1 pseudogene is annotated in these 523 nt (G+C 67.7%); it reads left to right on the forward strand.

Features of this window, described 5'->3' with window-relative positions:
- Positions 1-523: pseudogene (locus ELR45_RS37265) on the forward strand (DEAD/DEAH box helicase); the annotation flags it as partial.

The following is a 523-nucleotide window of genomic DNA, read 5'->3' on the forward strand; positions in this document are numbered from 1 at the left end:
TCAACCTCAGCTGCCCTGAGGACGAGAAGACCTATCTGCACCGGATCGGCCGGACTGGCCGGGCGGGCGCCACGGGCATAGCCGTCACCCTGGTCGACTGGGATGACCTGGCGCGGTGGAAGATGATCAACGACGCGCTGGGCCTGCCGTTCCCGGATCCCCCAGAGACCTACTCGAGCAGCGACAACTTCTTCCACGATCTGGGTATCCCACCCGGCACCAAGGGAAAGCTGCCGAGGAGCGAGCGGACCCGCGCCGGCCTCAACGCAGAGCAGGAAGAGGACATCGGCGAGCCGTCCAAGAAGCCGACACGGCAACGGACTCGTGGCGGTCGAAGCACCTCTGGTGGCCAGTCCGGCGGTCGCGGAGGCCAGCGAGGCAAAGCACGCAACAACACGGCATCGGGCGACGCGAATGCGGCGACCACTGCCGAGAGCCGTTCCGATCAGCCGCGGCCACGCAAGCGCGCCCGTCGCCGTACCCGCGGAGGCAAGCCGGTCGAGCAGCAGACACCGGCTGAATA

Origin of the sequence: Phytoactinopolyspora endophytica (genome assembly GCF_004138495.1) — a bacterium.
GTDB lineage: Bacteria > Actinomycetota > Actinomycetes > Jiangellales > Jiangellaceae > Phytoactinopolyspora > Phytoactinopolyspora endophytica.